Raw genomic sequence first — 14,843 nt, forward strand, 5'->3', positions numbered from 1 at the left:
GGGGCATGACCGAGGCGCGCCCCGAGCAGCGCCGGGTGACGATCAGCGACCCGCAGGTGATGCGGGCGTTGGCCCATCCGGCCCGACTCGCGATCATGGAACACCTCAGTTCGCTGGAGGGCGGTGCCACCGCCACCGAGTGCGCCGAGATCGCCGGCCTGTCGCCGAGCGCGACCAGCTACCACCTGCGGGCGTTGGCGAAGTTCGGCCTGATCGAGCCGGCGCCGAGCCGGGGTGACGCCCGGGAGCGGGTGTGGCGGGCGTTCAGCCCGTCCTACTACATCGAGCCGGGACGGTCGGCCGATTCGGAGGCGCGGGCCGCCGAGCGGGCGCTGGTGGAGGCGCACACCGCCCGGGACGCGCAGCGGACCTTCGACTGGCTCGACCGGGCGGCGGGCGAGCCGGCGGAGTGGTACGACGCCGCCCGGCTCAGCGACACCCTGTTGCTGCTCACCGCCGAGGAGTTGGCGGCGCTGAACGAGGCCGTCCACGAGCTGTTGGAGCCGTACCGCCGGCGGATCCGCCGGGACCCGCCGGCGGGTGCGCGCACCGTCGCCGTCCAGTACCGGGCGCTGCCCCTCGAGTGAAGGGGGCTTGTGCCGACCAGATGTGAAGCATTATTTTCGAAGTATGTCCTTCACACCTGGCCCGTCGCGCTGGTCCGACGTCTGGCTCGCCACCGCCGCCCGGGGAATCTCCAGCTGTGGCGACTTCCTCGCCGCCAGCGCCCTCACGCTGGCCCTCCAGTCCGCCGGGGCGGGCGGGCTGGCCGTCTCCGGCCTGCTGCTCGCGGCCACCCTGCCGCTGGTGGCGCTCGCCCCGCTGACCGGGCGGCTCGCCGACCGGGTGGACAGCCGGCTGCTGCTGGTGGTCGCCGGGCTCGCCCAGGCCGGGACCTGCCTCGCCCTCGCGTACGCCGGGCACCCGGCCCTGGTCATCGGCCTGGTGGCACTGCTCGCCGCCGGTCTCGCGGTCACCCAGCCGGTGCTCGCCGCCCTGGTGCCCGCCATGGTCCGGGCCGACGACCTGCCCCGGGCCAGCGCCCTCAACCAGACCGCCGGCACCCTGGGGGCGCTCGCCGGGCCGGCGCTGGCCGGGCTGCTGGTCGGCGAGTTCGGCGCCCGCCTGCCGCTGCTCGTCGACGCCGGCAGCTACCTCGCGCTGGTGGCGGCCGGGCTGCTCATCCGCACCCGGCGGGGCGGCCGGCGGCGCCCCGAGCCCACCGCCGCCCACGGCGCGCACCCCACCTGGCGGCTGCGCCGCGACCCGCTGCTGGTCGTGATGGTCGGCGCCCTCGCCGCGGTGGTCACCGCGGTCGGCGCGATCAACGTGGTCGAGGTCTTCTTCATCCGGGAGACCCTGGGCAGCTCCACCACCGTGTACGGACTGGTGACCGGCTCCTGGACACTCGGCATCGTGCTCGGCGGCTGGCTCTTCGCCCGGCTCGCCCGGCGACTCACCGACGACGGCGCGCTGCTCGGCGCCGGCCTGGCCCTGCTCGGCGGCTGCTGCCTGGCGGTGCTGGCCTCGGCGGCGGTGCCCGCCGCGCTGCTGCTCGTGCCGATCTGGCTGGCCGGCGGGGTGGCCAACGGGGGCGACAACGTCTTCAACAACCTGCTGCTGGCCCGCCGGGTGCCCGCGGCGGACCGGGGCCGCGCGTTCGCCGTGTTCGGTGCCGCGGTCCAGGGCGCCGGGATGGGCGGTTTCCTGATCGGCGGGCTGCTGCTGGAGGTGGCCGAGCCACGACCGTTGGTCGCCGGCGCCGGGGTGGCCGGTCTGCTGGCGGTGGGTGCGGTCGCGCTGCCGGTGCGCCGCGCCGTCCGGGCCGAGCGGATGGGCCGCCCGCGGGTGAGCAACCCTGAGCCGGCCGACAACGACCGGCAGGAGGCCGCCGCGGTGCCGGCGGCCGGTGCGGAGTTGGCCACTCCGGTGCCCTCCCGTTGAGCCGGGCGTCGGCGGCGGGGATACGGTCGGGGCATGGCTGACCGCATCGCCCGCCCCCGGGTCGGACACATCCAGTTCCTGAACTGCCTGCCGATCTACTGGGGGCTGATGCGGTCCGGCGCGCTGCTCGACGTCGACCTGCACAAGGACTCGCCGGACCGGCTGAACGCCGCGCTGGTCGCCGGCGACCTGGACATCGGGCCGATCTCGCAGGTGGAGTACCTGCGGCACGCCGACGAGCTGCTGCTCCTGCCGGACCTGGCGGTCGGCAGCGACGGCCCGGTGCTCTCGGTCAACGTGGTCTCCACCAAGCCCCTCGCCGAGCTGGACGGCGGCCGGGTCGCCCTCGGCTCGACCTCCCGGACCGGCGTGCTCCTGGCCCAGATGCTGCTCGGCGAGCGGTACGGCGTCCGTCCCGAGTACTTCCGCTGCCCGCCGGACCTGACCCAGATGCTGCTGGAGGCCGACGCCGGGGTGCTGATCGGCGACGTGGCGCTGCGCGCCCTCTACGAGGCGCCCCGCCGGGGCCTGGAGGTCACCGACCTCGGCCAGGCCTGGCGGGAGTGGACCGGCCTGCCGATGGTCTTCGCCGTCTGGGCGGTCCGCCGCGACTTCGCCGCCGCCCACCCCGGCCTGGTCAAGGAGGTGCACGAGGCGTTCCTGCGCTCGCGCGACCTCTGCCTGGCCGAGCTGGACCAGGTCGCCGAGGCGGCCGCCCGGTGGGAGCCGTTCGACGCGGCGACCCTGGCGACCTACTTCCGCACTCTCGACTTCTCCCTCGGCGAGCGGCAGGTGGCCGGCTTGCGCGAGTTCGCCCGGCGGGCCGCCGCGCTCGGTGAGGCCCCGGCCCTGCCCGAGGGCGGCCCTGCGTTCTTCGCCGGCTGACCCCGGCGGGCGTGCCGGCCGGTCCGCGCCGGCCGGTCCGCGCCGGCCGGCCCGCGCCGGCCGGTTTTCGGCGGAACGGCGACGTGGCGGCACCCCGGGGACCGGGACACCGCCACGTCGGCGAAGCGGAGGACGTCGGCTCAGGTGGCCGGGCGGAGCAGCGCCTCAGTGATCTTCTGGCAGTTCTTCATGCCGTATTCGTAGCCCATGTTGATCGGGTAGCGGACCATCACGCCCATCGTCCAGGTGTCGCCGATGGCGAGGCAGTTGATGTGCATCTCCTGCTCGCGGGTCCGGTCGATCCAGCCGTTCTTGATCGCGATGGTCTTCCGCTCGGCGGCCGGGAACGCCTTGCGGATGCCGAAGTCGCCGGCGCCGCGGACCAGCCGCATCTCGTTGAGCAGCCACTTCGTCCACTTCGGCCCGGCGGCCCGCCCGTCGGAGATGCAGAGCCCGAGCCGCGCGGTGTCTCGGGGCGACAGGTTGGTCCGGCTCCAGCCGCCGTCCGCGGCCACCTTGCTGTCGGTGAGCTTGCAGGTCGAGATCAGCCGCTTGATCGAGGCCGACCGGCCGACGTTGTTGTAGAACTGCTCGGCCCGGGTGTTGTCGCTGTCCCGAATGATCCGGGTGGCGTCGGCGAGCTTGGCGTCGCTCGGGGTCTGCCCGGCCTCGGCCGCCCGGCGCAGGTAGTCGGCGACGATCCACGACTTGATCATCGAGGCGGTGGTGCTGGTCTCGCCCATGTTCTTCGAGCCGATGATCTGGCCGGTCCGCTTGTCCAGCACGCTCCAGGCGTACCAGCCCTTGATGTCGAGGTCGAGCTCCTGGGCCTGGAACGGCAGGGGCTCCAGAGAGGGGGACGGCGACGGGGTCGGCTGGGGCCGGTCGCTGCGGTCGGTGGGCGCGTTGGTGGTCCGGCCGGCCGACCCGGCCGGGTGGGAGGCGGCCGTGGGGCGCAGCGGGGAGCCGGGGACCAGCCGGAGCGAGACGAGCACCAGGCCGACCAGCACGGCGGCGACGGCGGCGAACGTCAGGGGGCGCTGGTGGCTGCCCGGGCGGCGCCGGTTACCGGCCATCAGAGCTTCCCGACCGGTTGCTGCGGCACCTTGAGGGCCGCGCCGGGCTGCGGGGTGACGAGCTGGGTGGCGACGCTGGCGCAGACCTTCGCGCCGTACTCGAGGCCGTACTTCTGCGGGTAGCGCAGCATCACCGCGAGGGTCCACTTGTCGGTCACCGCGAGGCAGTTGACGTGCCACTGGACGTCCGCCCACAGCATGGTGAAGCCGTTCTTGATGCTGACCGGGCCCTGCGCGGTGATCTCGTCCGGCAGGCCGTCGATGATGCCCCAGTGGCCGCCACCCTGGGTGGCCTGCTGGTCCTTGACGCCGCCGCGGACGCTGGCCATCTCGCTGAGCACCCACTTGGTCCACTTCGGTCCGGCGGCCGTGCCGTCCCCGATGCAGTCACCCATCCGCACCGCGTCCTGCGGCGACATCTGGGTGTACGCCCACTTGGCCCTCGTGGCCTCGATCTTCGTGTCGGTCAGCTTGCACATCTTGATCAGCCGCTCCAGGACCGGCCGCCGCCCGCCGGCGTTGTACAACGCCTCGGCGGAGATGTCGTTGCTGTCCCGGATGGCGGTGTCCGCCTGCTTCTTCCGCGCCGCGCTCAGCGGCTTGTCTTTGAGCTGGCGCAGGTAGTCGGAGACGATCCACGCCTTGATCATCGACTCGGTCGAGTTGGTCGACGTCATGTTCTTGGCGCCGCTGATCTCTCCGGTCTCCCGGTCCATCAGCGCCCAGGAGAAGAACTTCCCCTTGAAGTCCACCGAGACCGGGCCGGCGGCCAGGGTCGGCGGGGGCGGTGTGGTGGGGGCGGGCGCGGGCACGTTCTGCGCGCCGCCGCCGATGCCGCCGATGCTGGCGAGGGCGCCCCCGCCGGAGAGGCGGGCGTACGCGGCGGGCACCAGCATGACGCCACCGAGGAGGACCGCCACGATGGCGAGCACCATGGCCACGCGAGGTCGCATGAGTGGGTGAACTCCAGATGTCTGGCCGGGGGGACCGGCTTTTCCGAATGGGTACGGCCTGATCGCCGAGGCCGGGGGAGTGGCCGTGAGCCGGTGGCGATCGTCAGCAGCCGATCGGTGTGCCGGGGGAAGTCTACTTACGGACAGGCCGGACGCCAGAACTCGACGCCCGGCAACTCGCCGTGAAGGCGGGGCAATCGACCGCTATGCCGTGCTTGAGAGGATTCATCTTCCCGGAGTGTTCCAACTCACAGGTTTGCCGAGGTCAGCGACGTTCGCCCGAAGCGGTCAACCGGTGACGGAAGGTGTGGCCGGTTTCCTGTTACACCCTCTGGTGTCTTCGGTCGCGAGCTGTAACACTGGCCTCATGTATGGCAACGACTTCTCCGCCCCGGACGACGCGCCCGGCGGTGGCCTGCTCGGCGAGGTCGAGGCGGCGGAGGCGGCGCTGCGGGAGGCCGCCGCCCGGGCCCGGCGCGGCGGCCCGGCCCCCGACGAGGACCTCGAGGCGTACTTCGCGGACGTGATCGACGCCGATCAGAAGATCGAGCCGCGCGACTGGATGCCCGAGGCGTACCGGAAGACGCTGATCCGGCAGATCGCCCAGCACGCGCACTCCGAGATCATCGGCATGCAGCCGGAGGGGAACTGGATCAGCCGCGCCCCCTCGCTGAAGCGCAAGGCGATCCTGCTGGCCAAGGTGCAGGACGAGGCCGGCCACGGCCTCTACCTCTACGCCGCGGCGGAGACCCTCGGGATCAGCCGGGACGAGCTGGTCGAGCTGCTGATCAGCGGCCGGCAGAAGTACAGCTCGATCTTCAACTACCCGACGCTGACCTGGGCCGACGTGGGGGCGATCGGCTGGCTGGTGGACGGCGCGGCGATCGTCAACCAGGTCCCGCTCTGCCGTTGCTCCTACGGGCCGTACGCCCGGGCGATGATCCGGGTCTGCAAGGAGGAGTCGTTCCACCAGCGCCAGGGGTACGAGATCCTGCACACCCTGGCGCACGGCACCCCCGGGCAGAAGGCGATGGCCCAGGACGCCATCGACCGCTGGTGGTACCCGTCGCTGGCCATGTTCGGCCCGCCGGACGGCGACTCCACCCACTCGGCGCAGTCCATGGCCTGGAAGATCAAGCGCTTCTCCAACGACGACCTGCGGCAGCGCTTCGTGGACATGTGCGTGCAGCAGGCCGAGATCCTGGGCCTGCGCATCCCCGACCCGGACCTGCGCTGGAACGACGAGCGCCAGGGGTACGACTACACCCAGCCCGACTACGACGAGCTGCTGCAGGTGATCAAGGGCAACGGGCCGTGCAACCGGCAGCGGATGGAACACCGCCGCCGTGCCCACGCCGACGGCGCCTGGGTACGCGAGGCCGCCGCGGCGTATGCCGCGAAGCGCGCGGAGAAGAACAAGGAGAAGGTGGCCGCGTGAGCGAGCGCAGCGAGCGAACCGGCAAGGCCGGCGCGAGGGAACATTCGCCTCTTTGGGAGGTCTTCGTGCGGGCGCGGCGCGGGCTGGCGCACACCCACGTCGGCAGCCTGCACGCCCCCGACGCGGAGCTGGCCCTGCGCAACGCGCGGGACCTCTACACCCGCCGCCAGGAGGGCGTCTCCATCTGGGTGGTGCCGGCGGGCGCGATCACCGCGTCCAGCCCGGACGAGAAGGACGCCTTCTTCGACCCGGCGGCCGACAAGGTCTACCGCCATCCCACCTTCTACGAGGTGCCGGACGGGGTGGCCCACCTGTGAACGGCCCCTTCGACTTCGTCCTCTCCCTCGGCGACGACGCGCTGATCGCGGCGCAGCGGCTCGGCGAGTGGACCTCCCGCGCGCCGGAGATGGAGGAGGACATCGCGCTGGCCAACATCGCCCTCGACCAGCTCGGCGCGGCCCGTCTGCTGCTGACGTACGCGGGTGAGCTGGAGGGCGCCGGTCGGGACGAGGACGCGCTGGCGTTCCTCCGCGACGACCGGGAGTTCCACAACTGCCTCCTGGTCGAGCTGCCCAACGGCGACTTCGCGGTGACCATGGCGAAGCTGTTCTTCCTGTCGGCGTACCAGCTTCCGCTCTACACCGCGCTGGCCGGCTGCGCCGACGAGCGGCTGGCCGCGATCGGGGCCAAGGCGCGCAAGGAGTCCGCGTACCACCTGGACCACGCCTCGCTCTGGGTGAAGCGGCTCGGCGACGGCACCGAGGAGTCGCACCGTCGCATGCAGGCCGCGGTCGACGAGGTCTGGCCGTACACCCATGAGCTCTTCGCGGCGGACCCGGCGGCGCCGGTCGACCCGGCCACCCTGCGGGCCGACTTCGACGCCACCGTCTCCGCCGTGCTCGACGAGGCCACGCTGACCCGGCCGGCGGACGGCTGGATGCCCGGCGGCGGGCGGGACGGGATGCACTCCGAGCACCTCTCCTTCCTGCTCGCCGAGATGCAGGTGCTGCACCGGGCACATCCGGGGGCGAAGTGGTGAATCCGAGGGAGGCCGCGGCGGCGGTGGTGGACCCGGAGATCCGGGTCATCACCATCGACGAGCTGGGCATCCTGCGGGCGGTCGAGGAGGATCCGGCCACCGGCCGGGTCGTCGTCACCATCACCCCCACCTACACCGGCTGCCCGGCGATGGACGTGATCCGGGCGGACATCCGCCGGGCGCTCGCCGCCGCCGGCCACCCGGACGCCGAGGTCCGCACGGTCTACAGCCCGGCCTGGAGCACCGACTGGATCTCGGACAGCGGCCGGGCGAAGCTCGCCGCCGCCGGCATCGCCCCGCCCGCGCCGGTACGGGCCGGCACCGTCGTGCCGCTGACCCTCGCCGTCCGCTGTCCCCGCTGCGGCTCTCCAGAGACCGAGCAGGTCAGCCGCTTCGGCTCCACCGCGTGCAAGGCGCTGTGGCGCTGCCGCTCCTGCTCCGAACCCTTCGACCACCTGAAGGCGCTGTGACTGTCACCATCACCCGACCGGTCCGTCGCCGGCCGGCCTTCCACCCGCTGCCCGTCGCCGCCGTCGACCGGCTCACCGACGACGCCGTCGCGATCACCTTCGCCGTGCCGGAGGAGCTGCGGGAGGCCTTCGCGTTCTCCGCCGGCCAGCACCTGACCGTGCGTCGTCCCGGCGGAGCCGGGCTCGCCGGCTCTGCCGGGGCGGACGGCGAGGACGTGCGGCGGTCGTACTCGATCTGCTCCACCCCGGACGACCTGGCCCGGCACGGCCGGCTGCGGATCGGCGTGCGGGAGATCCCCGGCGGCGCCTTCTCCGCGTTCGCCTGCGGGGCGCTGCGCGGTGGCGACACCGTCGAGGTGCTGCCCCCGCTCGGGCACTTCACCACGGCGTTCGCGCCGGACCGGGTCCGCCACTACGGCGCGGTGGTCGCCGGTTCCGGCGTCACCCCGGTGCTCGCGCTGGTCGCGACCGCGCTGGCCGTCGAGCCGGCCAGCACCTTCACCCTGGTGTACGGCAACCGCACGGCGAACACGGTGATGTTCGCCGAGGAGCTGGCCGACCTGAAGGACCGCTACCCGACCCGGCTGCACCTGGTGCACGTGCTCTCCCGGGAGCAGGGCGAGTCGCCGCTGCTGTCGGGGCGGATCGACGCCGACCGGCTGGGCCGGCTGCTCGACACCATCGTGCCGGGCGACGTGATCGAGGAGTGGTTCCTCTGCGGCCCGTACCAGATGGTGGTGGACGCGAAGGCGGTGCTGACCGGTCGGGGGCTGCCGGAGTCGGCGGTGCACACCGAGCTGTTCCACGTCGACGCGCCGCCGGAGCCGGTGCGCCGCCCGGCAGACGAGCCCGGCGCGGGCGCCGAGGTGACGATCATGCTGGACGGCCGCTCGTCGAGCTTCACCATGGGCCGCGACGAGCGGGTGCTGGACGCCGCGCTCAAGGTCCGCGGCGAGCTGCCGTACGCCTGCAAGGGCGGCGTCTGCTCGACCTGCAAGGCCAAGGTCGTGGAGGGCGAGGTGACCATGGCCCGCAACTACGCCCTGGAGCCCGACGAGGTGGCGGCCGGCTACGTGCTCACCTGCCAGTCCAGCCCGGTGACCGACAAGCTGACGGTCGACTACGACGCGTGACCATCGGTCCCCGGTGACGGGGTGGAATGGACAACAGAGGCGGGGCACCCCGGAGGGGACCTTCCAGGGGCGACGTAGGCTCGGGGGCGTGACGGTGAGCCGGGAGATCGACGACATCCTGCAGCGCGGCGCGGACGGCGGGCGGATCACGCCCGAGGAGGCCCTGCTGCTCTACACCGAGGCGCCCTTCCACGCCCTCGGCGAGGCGGCGGACGCGGTACGCCGGCGGCGCTACCCCGACAACATCGTCACGTACCTGATCGACCGCAACATCAACTACACCAACGTCTGCGTGACGGCGTGCAAGTTCTGCGCCTTCTACCGTGCCCCCAAGCACAAGGAGGGCTGGACCCACCCGACCGAGGAGATCCTGCGCCGCTGCGGCGAGGCGGTCGAGCTGGGCGCCACCCAGGTGATGCTCCAGGGTGGCCACCACCCGGACTACGGCGTCGAGTACTACGAGGAGCTCTTCTCCTCGGTCAAGAAGGCGTACCCGCAGCTCGCCATCCACTCCATCGGGCCGAGCGAGATCCTGCACATGGCCAAGGTCTCCCGGGTGAGCCTGGACGAGGCCATCGCCCGGATCAAGGCGGCCGGCCTGGACTCGATCGCCGGGGCCGGCGCGGAGATGCTGCCGGACCGTCCGCGCAAGGCGATCGCCCCGCTGAAGGAGTCCGGGGCGCGCTGGCTCGAGGTGATGGAGCTGGCGCACCGGCAGGGCGTCGAGTCCACCGCGACGATGATGATGGGCACCGGCGAGACCAACGCCGAGCGGATCGAGCACCTGCGGATGATCCGCGACGTGCAGGACCGCACCCAGGGCTTCCGGGCCTTCATCCCGTGGACGTACCAGCCGGAGAACAACCACCTCAAGGGCCGCACCCAGGCCACCACGCTGGAGTACCTACGGCTGGTCGCGGTGGCCCGGCTCTTCTTCGAGACGGTGCCGCACCTGCAGGCCTCCTGGCTGACCACGGGCAAGGACGTCGGCCAGCTCGCCCTGCACATGGGTGTGGACGACCTCGGCTCGATCATGCTGGAGGAGAACGTCATCTCCTCAGCGGGCGCCCGGCACCGCTCCAACCTGCACGAGCTGATCGGGATGATCCGCTCCGCCGACCGGATCCCGGCGCAGCGGGACACCCTCTACAACCGGCTCGCCGTGCACCGGACGCCGGCCGACGACCCGAGCGACGACCGGGTGGTCTCGCACTTCTCCTCGATCGCCCTGCCGGGCGGTGGGGCCGGGAAGTCGCTCCCGCTCGTCGAGGTCAACTGACCCCTGCCATCGACGTCCCGCGACGTCGGGCCGCACGCTCGGTGACATCGCGGGACGCGGACGGCTAGCCGAACGGCCGACGGTTGGCGCGCGGAGCGGTCGATCCTGGTGGCCGTTCGTGGGAGGGCTGTCCGGGGCCACGCGCAACAAGAACCATCAATTCGGACAATCCTTAAGTGACTCTTAGCCGTGCAGGTGGTGAAGGTGTGGCGCGGGGGGTGGCGAGGATGATCGCCTACCGCTAACGTGCCCGCTCGTAGGTTCCTTCACCCCAACGGGGAGCTCTTCCATGAACTTCCGTAACCGGCCGCTGGTGCGGCTCGGCGCCGCTGCGCTGCTCGCCTCCGGTGCGTTCACCGCGCTCGGTGCGCCCGCCCAGGCCGCCGGCACCGAGACGGACCTGTCGCTCGATGTGGTGGGCACCCGGGTCGCCGACGGCGCCGTGGGCAAGCTCGCCTTCGCCAAGGTGACCAACAAGGGCGAGAACACCCCGTCCGAACTGGCCGTCCGCATCGACGTCTCCAAGGTCGACTTCAGCAAGGTCGTGGTGTTCCCGGACCCCGACTGCAAGCCCGACAGCGAGGGCGAGAACCCGGGCGCCTTCACCTGCTACGCCAACGAGGCGGGCCTGCCGGGCCCGGGTGAGACCATCGACCTGCCGGTCGTGGTCTTCAAGATGGCGGAGTCGCTGGACACGGCGTACAGCGCGCCGGTGACGTTCACGATCATCTCCAAGGACGACACCAGCAAGGACAACAACACCAAGTCCGCCACGGTGGAGTTCACCAAGGAGAGCGGCGCGGACCTCGCCGTCCTGGCGGACGACGTGAAGAACGCCGTCACGATCAAGAACGGCAAGATCCAGCTCGCCGGCGACCTGCACGCGGGCGACACCGCGCAGCTCATCTACACCGCGTGGAACCAGGGTGACCTGGCCACCGCCGGTCTGAAGATCTCGGTCAAGCTGCCCAAGGGCGTGACCTTCACCGAGACCGAGGACGACTGCGAGTACGACGCGGACAAGACCTCGCTGGTCTGCGCCTACGCCGACGCCCCGTTCGTCCCGCAGGACCAGGACGAGAAGGACGGCGACGACATCGTCTCGGGCGGCCGCTTCTACCACCTGCTGACGGTGGGCAAGGACGTGAAGGCCGGCGCGCTGACCGGCGGCACCGTCTCCGTCGAGCCGATCATGCCGGCCAAGGGCGTCACCGCCCAGTCGACCGAGATCAAGAACCTGCCGGAGAACATGACCCCGGTCAACGCCGCCGACATCGACGCCAGCGACAACACCGACGGCTACGCTGTCGTCGTGGCCGCCGAGGGCGGCGCCGGCGGTGGCAACGGCGACGGTAACGACGACGGTGGCCTGCCGGTGACCGGCGCCAAGGCCGGTCTGATCGGCGGCGTCGGCGTGGCGGTGCTGGCCGCGGGTGGGGCGATGTTCCTGGTCGCCCGTCGGCGCCGGGTGGTCCTGGTGACCCCGGGCGACGAGAAGCCGACCGCCTGACGATCGTCCTCCATCGGCCCGCGAGGGCCGTTCACATAACGCACGGCAGCAGGGGCGGGATGGGTCACCATCCCGCCCCTGCTGTTCCTCGCGACGGCGAGGTCCGCCGCGGCCGGTGACCGGCACCCGTCGACCGTGGGCCGGGGACCGGCTGGCAGAGTGGAGGGGTGAGCCGTACCCCGCAGGGCCAGCGCGCCAGCCTGGACAAGCAGCCGCACGAGGTCGCCGCGATGTTCGACGGCGTGGCGGCCCGCTACGACCTGACCAACACCGTGCTCTCCTTCGGGCAGGACCGGTCCTGGCGGCGGGCCACCCGGGCCGCGCTCGGCCTACGTCCCGGCGAGCGGGTGCTGGACGTGGGCGCGGGCACCGGCGTCTCGACCGAGGAGCTGGCCCACTCCGGGGCGTACGCGGTGGGCGCGGACCTGTCGCTGGGCATGCTGCACGCCGGCAAGCGGACCCGTCCGCAGGTGCCGCTGCTGGCCGGGGACGCCCTCAAGCTGCCCTTCGCCGACGCCAGCTTCGACGCGGTGACCATCTCCTTCGCGCTGCGCAACGTCAACGACACCGACGCCGCGCTGCGCGAGCTGGCCCGGGTGACCAGGCCGGGCGGCCGGCTGGTGGTCTGCGAGTTCAGCACCCCGGTCAACCCGGCCTTCCGGACCGTCTACCTGTCGTACCTGATGCGGTCCCTGCCGGCGGTGGCGCGCGCGGTCTCCAGCAACCCCGACGCGTACGTCTATCTCGCCGAGTCGATCCGGGCCTGGCCCGACCAGGCGGCTCTCGCCGCGCGGATCGGCGCGGCCGGCTGGGGCCGGGTGGCCTGGCGGAACCTCACCGGCGGCGTGGTGGCACTGCACCGCGCGATCCGCGACTGACCCGACGCGGCGTCGCAGGCCGCGCGCCACCGCGCAAACTGGCTGTTTCGTGAATATCCGTTTTTAGTCTACTTTGCCCCGTAGGCTCGCCCCATGACGGGACCAGACCAGGCGGCCGCGCGGGCGGCCACCGACGACGACGCCGCGGAACTCATCGCGCAGCTCAAGGAGCTGGCCGGCGCCGACCCCGCCGACGTCCGTCAGGTGGTCGCCGAGGTGCTCGCCGCGCTCGACCGCGCCGCCGGGGGCGCGCTGCGGGACCACCTCCCCGAGACGATCCGGATGGATGCCGGTCTGGACGCCGCCGCCCGCACCCGCCTCTGAGTCGAAGTGGACCCCTACCGGCCTGTTTCCAGGAAGTTAGGTACCCCTCACCGGCCGGGGGTGTAACGCCGGTCATAGACTCCAACCCGATCGGCTTGTGAAGGATTTCACGAGCATGCGGGAGGAGGCGCGGATGACCGCGGTGGAGAACGACGCCGACGTGATCGTCGTGGGCGCCGGTCCCGGAGGATCGGCAACCGCGTACCACCTGGCTCGGCACGGCGTGCGCGTGCTGCTGCTCGAGAAGACCGAGTTCCCCCGGGAGAAGGTCTGCGGCGACGGGCTCACCCCGCGCGCCGTGCGGCAGCTCATCCGGATGGGCGTGGACACCTCGCCCGAGGCCGGCTGGCTGCACAACAAGGGCCTGCGGGTGATCGGCGGCGGGGTACGCCTCGAACTGGACTGGCCCGATCTGGCCAGCTTCCCCAACTACGGCCTGGTCCGCACCCGGCTCGACTTCGACGACCTGCTCGCCCAGCGTGCCGTCTCGGCCGGGGCGAAGCTGCGGACCAGCGTGAACGTCACCGGCCCGGTGCTCGACGCCGACGACCGGGTGATCGGCGTGCAGGCCGAGGTCGGCCCGGAGAAGGAGCCGGCAGCCTTCCACGCCCCGCTGGTGGTCGCCGCGGACGGCGTCTCCGGCCGCTTCCCGCTCGCCCTCGGGCTGGCCAAGCGGGAGGACCGGCCGATCGGGGTGGCCGTCCGCCGCTACTACCGCTCGCCCGCGAAGCACGACGACGACTACCTGGAGTCGTGGCTGGAGCTGCGCAGCAAGGACAGCGGCGACAACCTGCTCCCCGGGTACGGCTGGATCTTCGGCCTGGGCGACGGGCGGGTCAACGTCGGCCTCGGCGTGCTGAACTCCTCCTCCGCCTTCGGCAAGACCAACTACCGGCGGCTGCTCACCGACTGGCTGGCCAACACCCCCGAGGACTGGGGGATGACCGACGAGGCGAACGCGGAGGGGCCGATCCTCGGCGCCGCGCTGCCGATGGGCTTCAACCGGGTTCCGCACTACGCCCGCGGGGTCATGCTGGTCGGTGACTCCGGCGGCATGGTCAACCCGTTCAACGGCGAGGGCATCGCGTACGCGATGGAGTCCGGCGAGCTGGCCGCCGAGGTCGCGGTCCAGGCGCTCGCCCGGCCGGCCGGCGCGGAGCGGGAGCGGGCCCTGATGGCGTACCCGCTGGAGCTGAAGGCCCGCTTCGGCGGCTACTACCGGCTCGGCGGGATCTTCGTGAAGCTGATCGGCCGTCCGGAGATCATGCGGATGGCCACCAGGCACGGCATGCCGCACCCGACGCTGATGCGCTTCGTGCTCAAGCTGCTGGCGAACCTCACCGACCCGCGCGGCGGCGACTCGATGGACCGGGTCATCAACGCGATGACGAAGGTGGCACCAGCCGTCTAGACCGTCACGTCCGGGGTCGGCGACGGGCCCGGACGCGGACAAAGATCGACCCCCGCTGGCGGCCGTCAGAGGGGACGTGAATAGTGTGATTTTCGTCAAGCACCAGGGGCAGGGGAAGGACGAGCAGGAGAAAAGATGTCGCTCTCGCCTTACGCACCGATCATCGGGCTGTTCGCCCTCGCCGCGGGGTTCTCGCTGTTCTCCGTGGCCGCCGCCCGCTTCGCCGGTCCCCGGCGCTTCAACAAGGCCAAGCTCGAGGCGTACGAGTGCGGCATCGAGCCGAGCCCGCAGCCGGTCGGCGGCGGCCGGTTCCCGGTCAAGTTCTACCTGACGGCGATGCTCTTCATCGTCTTCGACATCGAGATCATCTTCCTCTACCCCTGGGCGGTCTCCTTCGACGCCCTGCCGATTTTCGGCTTCGTGGAGATGGTCATGTTCATCGTCGCGGTCTTCGTCGCCTACGCCTACGTCTGGCGGCGCGGCGGCCTGGACTGGGACTGAGG

Annotated in this window: 16 protein-coding genes; 14 read left to right on the forward strand and 2 right to left on the reverse strand. The window is 72.0% G+C overall.

Annotated elements, in window-relative coordinates; translation table 11 throughout:
- Positions 1–5: 5 nt before the first annotated feature.
- The 3 genes from EV384_RS05730 to EV384_RS05740 are packed head-to-tail and all read left to right on the forward strand — an operon-like array spanning position 6 to position 2,829.
- Positions 6–587 carry an ArsR/SmtB family transcription factor gene (locus EV384_RS05730; protein WP_130330813.1) on the forward strand — a complete coding sequence of 194 codons (582 nt, stop codon included), beginning with the start codon at positions 6–8 and terminating at the stop codon, positions 585–587.
- Positions 588–630: 43 nt separating this feature from the next.
- Positions 631–1,944, forward strand: coding sequence for an MFS transporter (locus EV384_RS05735; protein WP_130330815.1), 1,314 nt, complete (start codon positions 631–633; stop codon positions 1,942–1,944).
- A gap of 33 nt (positions 1,945–1,977) precedes the next feature.
- Positions 1,978–2,829, forward strand: coding sequence for a menaquinone biosynthetic enzyme MqnA/MqnD family protein (locus EV384_RS05740; protein ID WP_130330817.1), 852 nt, complete (start codon positions 1,978–1,980; stop codon positions 2,827–2,829).
- 140 nt (positions 2,830–2,969) lie between these two features.
- On the opposite strand, the gene EV384_RS05745 is transcribed toward EV384_RS05740, so the two are convergent.
- Both EV384_RS05745 and EV384_RS05750 read right to left on the reverse strand, forming a co-directional pair.
- Entirely contained in the window at positions 2,970–3,905 is a 936-nt protein-coding gene (locus tag EV384_RS05745; RefSeq protein ID WP_130330819.1) for a serine hydrolase, read from the reverse strand.
- Entirely contained in the window at positions 3,905–4,858 is a 954-nt protein-coding gene (locus tag EV384_RS05750) for a hypothetical protein (RefSeq protein ID WP_130330821.1), read from the reverse strand. Before EV384_RS05750 ends, EV384_RS05745 begins: the two co-directional genes overlap by 1 nt.
- A gap of 367 nt (positions 4,859–5,225) precedes the next feature.
- On the opposite strand from EV384_RS05750, the gene paaA reads away from it, so the two are divergent.
- The 11 genes from paaA to EV384_RS05805 all read left to right on the forward strand — a co-directional run bounded on the left by paaA (position 5,226) and on the right by EV384_RS05805 (position 14,841).
- Positions 5,226–6,296 (forward strand): 1,2-phenylacetyl-CoA epoxidase subunit PaaA, encoded by a 1,071-nt coding sequence (paaA, locus tag EV384_RS05755; protein WP_130330823.1) that lies wholly within the window; start codon positions 5,226–5,228, stop codon positions 6,294–6,296.
- On the forward strand, positions 6,293–6,613 hold the full coding sequence (paaB, locus tag EV384_RS05760; RefSeq protein ID WP_130330825.1) for a 1,2-phenylacetyl-CoA epoxidase subunit PaaB: 321 nt from the start codon (positions 6,293–6,295) through the stop codon (positions 6,611–6,613). Before paaA ends, paaB begins: the two co-directional genes overlap by 4 nt.
- Positions 6,610–7,335 carry a 1,2-phenylacetyl-CoA epoxidase subunit PaaC gene (gene paaC, locus EV384_RS05765; RefSeq protein ID WP_130330827.1) on the forward strand — a complete coding sequence of 242 codons (726 nt, stop codon included), beginning with the start codon at positions 6,610–6,612 and terminating at the stop codon, positions 7,333–7,335. The genes paaB and paaC overlap by 4 nt, the downstream gene beginning before the upstream one ends.
- Complete coding sequence (paaD, locus tag EV384_RS05770; RefSeq protein ID WP_130330829.1) at positions 7,329–7,805, forward strand: 1,2-phenylacetyl-CoA epoxidase subunit PaaD; 477 nt, start codon at positions 7,329–7,331, stop codon at positions 7,803–7,805. The genes paaC and paaD overlap by 7 nt, the downstream gene beginning before the upstream one ends.
- Entirely contained in the window at positions 7,802–8,938 is a 1,137-nt protein-coding gene (gene paaE, locus EV384_RS05775; protein ID WP_130330831.1) for a 1,2-phenylacetyl-CoA epoxidase subunit PaaE, read from the forward strand. Before paaD ends, paaE begins: the two co-directional genes overlap by 4 nt.
- An 88-nt stretch (positions 8,939–9,026) precedes the next feature.
- On the forward strand, positions 9,027–10,217 hold the full coding sequence (gene mqnC / locus EV384_RS05780) for a cyclic dehypoxanthinyl futalosine synthase (protein WP_130330833.1): 1,191 nt from the start codon (positions 9,027–9,029) through the stop codon (positions 10,215–10,217).
- A gap of 289 nt (positions 10,218–10,506) precedes the next feature.
- Positions 10,507–11,727 (forward strand): cell wall anchor protein, encoded by a 1,221-nt coding sequence (locus tag EV384_RS05785; protein WP_130330835.1) that lies wholly within the window; start codon positions 10,507–10,509, stop codon positions 11,725–11,727.
- 167 nt (positions 11,728–11,894) lie between these two features.
- Complete coding sequence (locus EV384_RS05790; protein WP_130330837.1) at positions 11,895–12,605, forward strand: demethylmenaquinone methyltransferase; 711 nt, start codon at positions 11,895–11,897, stop codon at positions 12,603–12,605.
- 93 nt (positions 12,606–12,698) lie between these two features.
- Positions 12,699–12,929, forward strand: a complete 231-nt coding sequence (locus EV384_RS05795) for a hypothetical protein (RefSeq protein WP_130330839.1) — start codon at positions 12,699–12,701, stop codon at positions 12,927–12,929.
- 133 nt (positions 12,930–13,062) lie between these two features.
- Positions 13,063–14,340: a geranylgeranyl reductase family protein gene (locus EV384_RS05800; protein ID WP_130340271.1), complete on the forward strand. Its 1,278-nt coding sequence runs from the start codon at positions 13,063–13,065 to the stop codon at positions 14,338–14,340.
- A 135-nt stretch (positions 14,341–14,475) separates the two neighbouring features.
- Complete coding sequence (locus tag EV384_RS05805) at positions 14,476–14,841, forward strand: NADH-quinone oxidoreductase subunit A (protein ID WP_130330841.1); 366 nt, start codon at positions 14,476–14,478, stop codon at positions 14,839–14,841.
- The last annotated feature ends 2 nt before the right edge of the window (positions 14,842–14,843 follow it).

The sequence above is a fragment of the Micromonospora kangleipakensis genome, assembly GCF_004217615.1.
GTDB classification, from domain to species: Bacteria; Actinomycetota; Actinomycetes; order Mycobacteriales; family Micromonosporaceae; genus Micromonospora; species Micromonospora kangleipakensis.

Coding starts and splice junctions, on each gene's coding strand:
- EV384_RS05730 (WP_130330813.1), top strand. CDS start 6: ATGACCGAGGCGCGCCCCGAGCAGCGCCGGGTGACGATCAGCGACCCG.
- EV384_RS05735 (WP_130330815.1), top strand. CDS start 631: ATGTCCTTCACACCTGGCCCGTCGCGCTGGTCCGACGTCTGGCTCGCC.
- EV384_RS05740 (WP_130330817.1), top strand. CDS start 1,978: ATGGCTGACCGCATCGCCCGCCCCCGGGTCGGACACATCCAGTTCCTG.
- EV384_RS05745 (WP_130330819.1), bottom strand. CDS start 3,905: ATGGCCGGTAACCGGCGCCGCCCGGGCAGCCACCAGCGCCCCCTGACG.
- EV384_RS05750 (WP_130330821.1), bottom strand. CDS start 4,858: ATGCGACCTCGCGTGGCCATGGTGCTCGCCATCGTGGCGGTCCTCCTC.
- paaA (WP_130330823.1), top strand. CDS start 5,226: ATGTATGGCAACGACTTCTCCGCCCCGGACGACGCGCCCGGCGGTGGC.
- EV384_RS05785 (WP_130330835.1), top strand. CDS start 10,507: ATGAACTTCCGTAACCGGCCGCTGGTGCGGCTCGGCGCCGCTGCGCTG.
- EV384_RS05795 (WP_130330839.1), top strand. CDS start 12,699: ATGACGGGACCAGACCAGGCGGCCGCGCGGGCGGCCACCGACGACGAC.
- EV384_RS05800 (WP_130340271.1), top strand. CDS start 13,063: ATGACCGCGGTGGAGAACGACGCCGACGTGATCGTCGTGGGCGCCGGT.
- EV384_RS05805 (WP_130330841.1), top strand. CDS start 14,476: ATGTCGCTCTCGCCTTACGCACCGATCATCGGGCTGTTCGCCCTCGCC.